The sequence below is a fragment of the Candidatus Binatia bacterium genome, from assembly GCA_036382395.1.
Classification (GTDB): Bacteria; Desulfobacterota; Binatia; order HRBIN30; family HRBIN30; genus JAGDMS01.
The window spans coordinates 1-6,646 of the sequence record DASVHW010000390.1; the positions used below are offsets into that span (position 1 = coordinate 1).

General features: G+C 62.7%; 10 protein-coding genes. 2 read left to right on the top strand and 8 right to left on the bottom strand.

Annotated features, from left to right (window positions below; genetic code table 11):
* The coding region (locus VF515_18895) for a TRASH domain-containing protein (GenBank protein HEX7409701.1) at positions 1-348 on the bottom strand (348 nt) is incomplete at its 3' end.
* Positions 349-623: 275 nt separating this feature from the next.
* On the opposite strand from VF515_18895, the gene VF515_18900 reads away from it, so the two are divergent.
* Both VF515_18900 and VF515_18905 read left to right on the top strand, forming a co-directional pair.
* Positions 624-1,175, top strand: coding sequence for a protein tyrosine phosphatase family protein (locus VF515_18900; GenBank protein ID HEX7409702.1), 552 nt, complete (start codon positions 624-626; stop codon positions 1,173-1,175).
* 10 nt (positions 1,176-1,185) lie between these two features.
* Positions 1,186-2,370: a PLP-dependent aspartate aminotransferase family protein gene (locus VF515_18905; GenBank protein ID HEX7409703.1), complete on the top strand. Its 1,185-nt coding sequence runs from the start codon at positions 1,186-1,188 to the stop codon at positions 2,368-2,370.
* Between the two features lie 449 nt (positions 2,371-2,819).
* On the opposite strand, the gene VF515_18910 is transcribed toward VF515_18905, so the two are convergent.
* From VF515_18910 to VF515_18940, 7 genes are all read right to left on the bottom strand, one after another.
* A complete protein-coding gene (locus VF515_18910; GenBank protein HEX7409704.1) occupies positions 2,820-3,071 on the bottom strand; it encodes a hypothetical protein in 252 nt (83 codons plus the stop codon).
* Positions 3,072-3,079: 8 nt separating this feature from the next.
* Positions 3,080-3,313: a hypothetical protein gene (locus VF515_18915; protein ID HEX7409705.1), complete on the bottom strand. Its 234-nt coding sequence runs from the start codon at positions 3,311-3,313 to the stop codon at positions 3,080-3,082.
* Between the two features lie 86 nt (positions 3,314-3,399).
* A complete protein-coding gene (locus tag VF515_18920; protein HEX7409706.1) occupies positions 3,400-3,774 on the bottom strand; it encodes a hypothetical protein in 375 nt (124 codons plus the stop codon).
* A 444-nt stretch (positions 3,775-4,218) separates the two neighbouring features.
* Positions 4,219-4,719, bottom strand: a complete 501-nt coding sequence (locus VF515_18925) for a hypothetical protein (GenBank protein ID HEX7409707.1) — start codon at positions 4,717-4,719, stop codon at positions 4,219-4,221.
* Between the two features lie 63 nt (positions 4,720-4,782).
* The gene (locus VF515_18930; GenBank protein ID HEX7409708.1) at positions 4,783-5,013 is read right to left on the bottom strand and encodes a hypothetical protein; all 231 of its coding nucleotides are present in this window, start codon (positions 5,011-5,013) and stop codon (positions 4,783-4,785) included.
* A gap of 189 nt (positions 5,014-5,202) precedes the next feature.
* On the bottom strand, positions 5,203-5,706 hold the full coding sequence (locus tag VF515_18935) for a hypothetical protein (GenBank protein HEX7409709.1): 504 nt from the start codon (positions 5,704-5,706) through the stop codon (positions 5,203-5,205).
* 589 nt (positions 5,707-6,295) lie between these two features.
* A partial coding sequence (locus VF515_18940; GenBank protein HEX7409710.1) for a transposase occupies positions 6,296-6,646 on the bottom strand: 351 nt, incomplete at its 5' end.

The window sequence follows — 6,646 nt, forward strand, 5'->3', positions numbered from 1 at the left end:
GGCAAATGCGGCCCGCGACTCGTCCGATGCGAAGAAGTAGGCTTTATCCTTGTAGCCGAGTACCGGCGCGGTAGCTTTGTCGACCACTTGTCCGCTGACGGGATCATGTGCCTTGGAATACTTCTCCGGTTCTTTCTTGAACGTGTTGGCGCACATCGGGCAGCAGAGGTAATAGGTCTTGCCCTCAAACTCGTAGGGCGTACCGGCCTTCGGTTCCACCTCGTCCTGAAGCATGCACACCTTGGAACGTTCGACTTCTTGCGTCGCCGGCCCCGCCATCGCCGCGGTGGCGCTGATCAGCAGGCAGAACATGAACACGTGAATGCCGCTCCACTTCCGACTCTTCATAAACTCCCTCCTCTCGCAGCTGCCGACTCGCCCGCATGAACCTCCGCTCGACTACGCCAGCGCGGAGGGCTCGTCTCTTCGACGGCACTCGCGAACTTGGCGGCGTGGAGGCTGGCAGTCCACAAGAGCTAATTGCCAGAAACGAAGGGCTTTACAAGCCCGTTGAGCCACGCGCCAGCTGTGCGACATCTCGAACGCACAACGGCACGGCGGGCGGGTGGGCTCCTTGATCACGTCCGTTACCCTCAGGCACCGGTCGGTGCTAGACATAAGCCATGCTGCCCCGACCGGTAAATGTTGCCATCCACTGGAGCGTCGCTCTAGTCATCGCCTTCGTTGGCGTGGCTTGCGGGCTACGGCCCGCGGCGCCGCCCGCAGCGTGGGTTGGGGACGAGGTCATGAACTACCACCGCATCGAGAATGGACTGGCCACGGCCAACGTCATCACCGTTGCCGCACTACCAAAGCTTTTGGAGGCAGGCTTCAAGACCATCATCGACCTGCGTTCACCCACGGAAAGCGGGGTCGCCGAGGAAGCCGCTGCCGCTGAGCGCATCGGGCTCCGCTATGTAAACATCCCAGTGACTCTGGTGACGCTCTCGCCAGAGAGCGTGCGGAAGGTAGCCGAAGTGTTGGACCGATCGGCGAATCGGCCAGTGCTGGTGCACTGTGCCACCGGCAATCGCGTCGGTGCCGTGATGGAGTTGTATCGTGAAGCGATCCACGGAGTGGCGCATGAGGCCGCTCGCAACGAAGCGCGTGCGATCGGCCTGCAGGCCCCGGAGATGATCGAGGCTGTGGAGCGGGTCCGACGCCAAATGCAATGAGGTCGTCAGCATGGGACTGCAGCGCGGACTTTCCACCACTTGCGTGCACGCGGGCGAGTTAGCAGACGCCCACGGGGCGCCGCACACGCCGATTTACAACTCAACGACCTTTGGTTTCCCGTCCACCGCGGCGCTGCTCGACGTCGTCGAGGGACGCCGCGAGGGAGCCCTTTACAGCCGCTACGGGATGAACCCGACCATCAGGAGCCTCGAGGCAAAGCTGGCGTGCCTCGAGCACGCCGAGGCCGCGTTCGCGTTTTGCTCCGGGATGGCTGCCGAGGCCGCGCTCTTCCTCGCCCACGGCCGGCGCGGCGTCGTCGTGCTCGGCGATGCCTATGGCGGAACGCTGGAGCTCGTCGGCCAGCAGCTCCCGGAGCTGGGTATCCGCACGCAGCTCCTCCTTGGGCACCAGCTGCCGCAGCTCGAAGGCGTCCTCCAACACGGCGTCGGCGTGGTGTTTTGCGAGACGCCCACCAACCCCGGCCTCGAGGTGTTCGACATTCGGCGTCTGGCAGACCTCGCGCACGCGCACGGAGCGCTGCTGGCGGTCGACAACACGTTCGCCACACCGGTGAATCAACAGCCGCTCGCCTTGGGCGCCGATCTGGTCGTGCACAGCGGGACGAAATACCTCGGCGGGCACAGTGATGTCACCGCAGGGGCATTGATGGGCCCGCGGCGGCTGCTCGACGCGGTGGGACCATGGCGCAAGAACCTCGGACAAGTGCCAGCGCCGGAGACCGCCGCGCTGCTGATGCGCAGCATCCGGACGCTCGTGGTCCGAGTGCGTCAGCAGAACGCCACCGCGGCCGCCGTCGCACAGGCGCTCCAGGGACACGCGCGCGTTCGCCGCGTGCTGTACCCTGGGTTGCGTGACTTTCCCGGGCACGACCTCGCATCGCGGCAGATGTCCGGCTTCGGTGGCATGCTCACCATTGAGCTAGACGGAGCCTTCGAAGACACGGCGAGCGTGGTCGACCGGCTGCGTCTGTTCACCATCGCGCCGAGCCTCGGGGGAGTCGAAAGTCTGGTAACACAGCCCGTGACAACCACTCACCACGGCCTGTCGCGAGAGGAACGGGCGCGTCGCGGGATCTCCGACTCGATGGTCCGCCTTTCGATCGGCCTCGAAGATGCGGAAGACTTGATCACAGACCTGCGTCAGGCCCTCGACGCCACCGCGTCGCCTCGGTGACGCGATGAGCTCAAGTGAACACGACGGACGCCCGAGAGCTCTGCGTTCACCGCTGGCGCGCCAACTCCCGCCTGAAGCGCGATAAGACGGAATACGCGCGCGATCTCGTGTCGCAAAGCGCCCGGTGCGACGGAACGATTGGCGGTGCTCAAGCTCGGTCCTCGGCGCCACGATTGCTTTCCCCGTCCAGTTCGAAATCTCGCAGTCCGGAGACGATTGGGATCTCCGAACGCAAGAACAAGCATGATCGTCGCCGAACTCATATCATGTGCGGGTTCGCGCCGCCGCCCAACGCCTCGGCAATGAGCCGCGCGGTCCTTTCGCGTCGGTCTCTATCGCTTTGTTCAGCTCGCGCCTACGTTCGCCCCACAACGCTCGGCGCTGAGCGGCCGGCGGACTGACGAATGCAGCAAGCAACCGCGACCATGCCGGTCCGCTCCAGCGCCGGGTTAGCGTGCTTCGCCGGCCTCGCGCTCGAAAGACTTACGCAAGGCCCGAAGTGCGAGGGGTGGGAAGTCCACCAACACGAAGTAGTCGGCTGGATACAAATAGTCTTCTCCGCTTTCATCGATCACTCGCAAGTCACCGTCCTGCTCCGCCTCCGAATCGGAAAGTACCCGATAGATCTTCCGGAGTTCGAGGGATGCTGGGTAGTCGGTGTTGTCGACGCAGACTGCGAACCTCTGACTGCTTTTCGCCATACTCGCTCCTACGACAGGTAACGTTTTCGTTTGAACTCCTTCTTGCCGATGCCGTGCGCTTCGTACCAGTGCAATTCTGCACGCCGAACCCGACCGTTGGCAAGCCGTATGGTCGCGGCACCCTTCAGCTTGCGCCACCGTCCCTTGCCGTATCGCCGCTGAAGGCGCCGGAGGTCACGGATCTCACGACCTGTCGCGATGGCCTCGGCACCAACGATCTCGCTTAAGATTTCAAAGCGCACGCACGCACATATGCCACGCCTCTGTCGAGCACGCTAACGCCCAGCGTTCACGCGCGCGTGTCCTTCCGCGCCTCGCGTGGAACGGTTTAGTCGGCCTGCCTCACAAGTTCAACAACATCGTGAATTACCGAGTCGAGCCGCCGATTGGAAAGTGAGCGGCGCGAGTATTGGAGCGCGGCCCGTTGCGCGTTCAGACTCGTGTTGAACATCTCGATTACCCGAGACTTTGTCCACTGCTTGTCGAGCGTGAGCGGTGAGATCGCGCTGAGCTCGGTATGCAGGGCCCACCCCTCGCCGTTGGCGTCGACGATTTTGAAAGTCCGACCCGAAGGAAGCCTAACTTTGCCCATGCGGCGCTCGAACTGCTGCGCGGTTGAACCTGCAACGAGTTCTCCATCGATGTTGCAGATGATCGGAAAGCGTGGCCGGCGGAACACGTACGTCAATTTGCAATCGCCCATCGCCGGTGGATACCACGGCTCACCGCAGGATTGGAACGTTGGGTGTTCACCGAATCCAGATACCGCGCACTGATGCCGAACTTCCTTGTGACCGAGAAGCTACTGGACCGTCCGAATGCCCTTCGACACGTCTTGCCGCTCAGGTCCGTCACTGCGAAGCCTGCGGCTTGAGGCCCTCGATCGTCACTTCGTGCGTCGCTCCATCATCGGTCTTGTACCAGAACCGTTGCGGTCCAGAGACGCCGAAGTCGGTGACGCGATGACCGTTCTCGAATGGCAGGCGTCGCAGAGGGACGTAGGTCGGAAAGGTCGGAATTCAATGGCGCCGTTATGGTATCCGACTCTTCCGACCTACGTCCCTTTGCGCCACCCATCAGGTGCTCGCAGGTGACAATGCCGAAGTTGACGATGGTGCGATGAACCCTGTGAGTGTGCCGTAGTCGCTCAGCTGGCGCAAAGTTCATTCCCGAAGCGAACAAACGTCATGCACAGTTCTGCGAACTCCTGCGCCGAGAAAGTTACCGATTCTCCCAACCGGAAGAGCTTGCTTGTGCGGTGGTAGTTCATTACGAGGTTGCCACCTTCGGCCACATACTGCGGCGGACGAAGCGGCTGCCGTCCGCTCGGGCCATCGATCTCAAGCGACACCTTCTCCCATTTCACCACGAGTCCATCTGGGCTGTTCGAGTCTCGCTCGGTCACCGTGCCGCCCCGATGCACAAGACAGTTTCGCGCTTGGTTAATCGCCCGGACTTCGTCACCTAAACCAGGGGCGAGGGTGGGACTGTATTTGGTTAGCCGCTCAAGTTTGTCCGGAAGCCCGAGCCTGTGGAACTTGTCCACACCACCCACGATCTTGGTATTCCATTCTCCCGAGGGGACGCGCGCATCGCGCGTCCCTGGGATTCGGAACTCCTCCCAAAGGCTGTAACTGGCCGCGGCCATTCTGGCTCGCTCCAGGAACACGTTTAGAACTTCGACGGCGTCGCGAAGCCCACAAGTCAGAACTCACGTCTCAAAGGCGGCCTTCAACGGTTCCCCCTTCAGCATAGATACCTCTGCCGTGACAACGTGGAACCATGCACCTTTGAGAGGAAGCGTAGTGGGGTTGGCCGGGCCGGTGGGGACGGCGCGAACACCGAAGCATACCATGTCGATGCAGCGCTGAAGTCGATGGCAGAGCTCTGCAAACATGGCATCAAGATTCACCTGGACAGTCAGCTTCGGATCTTCCGACATGCTCCGTTCACCATCGGGAACTTTAGCCGCAGCGGCATACTCCGGTAAGTCCCGCCGCCCAACACCCGTTACTCTTACACGCCGAACGCTTGCTGGCCACCCGCGGCGGGCAGAACACGGCGCTGGCGCCAACCAGAATCGCGGCGTGCCCGCCGTCGGGTGCAGCAGCTCTGTTAGGTCCGCCTATGGTCATGGAAGGATGAGACGGCCAACTGGCGCAAAACCTGTGGCACCACGGGAAGCAGCTTGTTCTGCCATCTTCTTCATCTGCCTGAGATCATCGTCCTCCGGGACGAGCAAGAGGTACTGGTCAGCCGCCGTGACCGAGTCGGCGAATTTGCCCTCATAGTAGTACGCAAAGGTCAGTGCCCGCCACGCTCGCGGCAACGGCGTCTGCCCTGACAGCTCGATCGCTTTTCTGAGATTGCTTTCTCCGAGCGGTGCCCAACGCTGATCGGCATCCGTATAGAAGATGCCCAGCTCCAGGTAGGCGTCTACGTAGTCCGGTCGCAGTGCAATCGCGCGCTCTAGTTGAGCTACGCATTCGCGCCCGGCGCCAGTCACGTCGAGGTTATGCCCAAAGCGATAGAGCTCACCGAGGCGCCACTCGATTCCCGACTCCCCTGGATACGCTTGGGCAAGGTTCTTGAGTTCAGTCTCGGCATCCTTCCACTGCCTGTTCAACTCTCGCATTTGCTCCTCTGAAGCGACGTGCGCAGGGTATGCGTACCCACGAAGCGATGGACGCAGGGCCGCCAGCTTGGCGTCAATGTCTGCGAGACGCTCAACCGGTACAAGAGGGCCCCGCGCGCTCCGCTGTATCGCGCAGGACATTGGAAGCGCAGATACGAGTAGAATGACCGAAAACTCGATCGAGTTGCGGGTGCTACTCATTTCGGCTCGCTCACATCTCGTCGGTTCGTGACCTAACGTAAGAGGGTTTTTCCGCCATCCGGCCGCACGACGTGTGTGACGGCCTCAGGCGCTCGCGGCCGGATGGTGGAAAGGCCCCGTTGAACTGAACCGCTGTGCACGCGCCCCTACTCTCTATGGGGTTTGTATCCCAAGGAGTGGGCGCAAGGCAATGAACACGATGGGCCGGCAAGCCGTGGGGGTGGTGGGGCGGTGGCCATGTTCTCCTGCCAGGGTGCCGCAGGTGGTGACACGGCGGGCGGTACACGGCACACAGCGGCCCACTGGGATACCCCAGGCACACCGCGGCGTGACAAGCGCGCGGGTCGTTGAGAGGAGAAGAGGAAGGAGGGGAAGGGGTCGCTCTGGGTCATGAGGTGTCGGGGGGCTGCGGCGCGAGGAGTTCGATGATGCGCAGGGGAGCCCCGCACTGGGGGCAGCGCGGGGTGGTGTCCTCTGGGGCCACAGCCGCGGTGTCGGCACCCACCGGCAGCGGCGGGGCTGGGGTGGTGCCGAGCAACTCGCGACAGCGCGCCAGCTTCGCTTGGCGGCGCGCGGTGGCGGTGATCCCGTAGTGCCGGATGCGCATGAAGCCTTTCGGCACGACGTGCAGCAGGAAGCGGCGCAGGAACTCGGTGGCGGGCAGGGACAATTCCTTGCGCGCGTCGGGATCAGCGTAGTCGTCATACTCGAAGCGCACCACGCCGTTGGCAACGGAGAG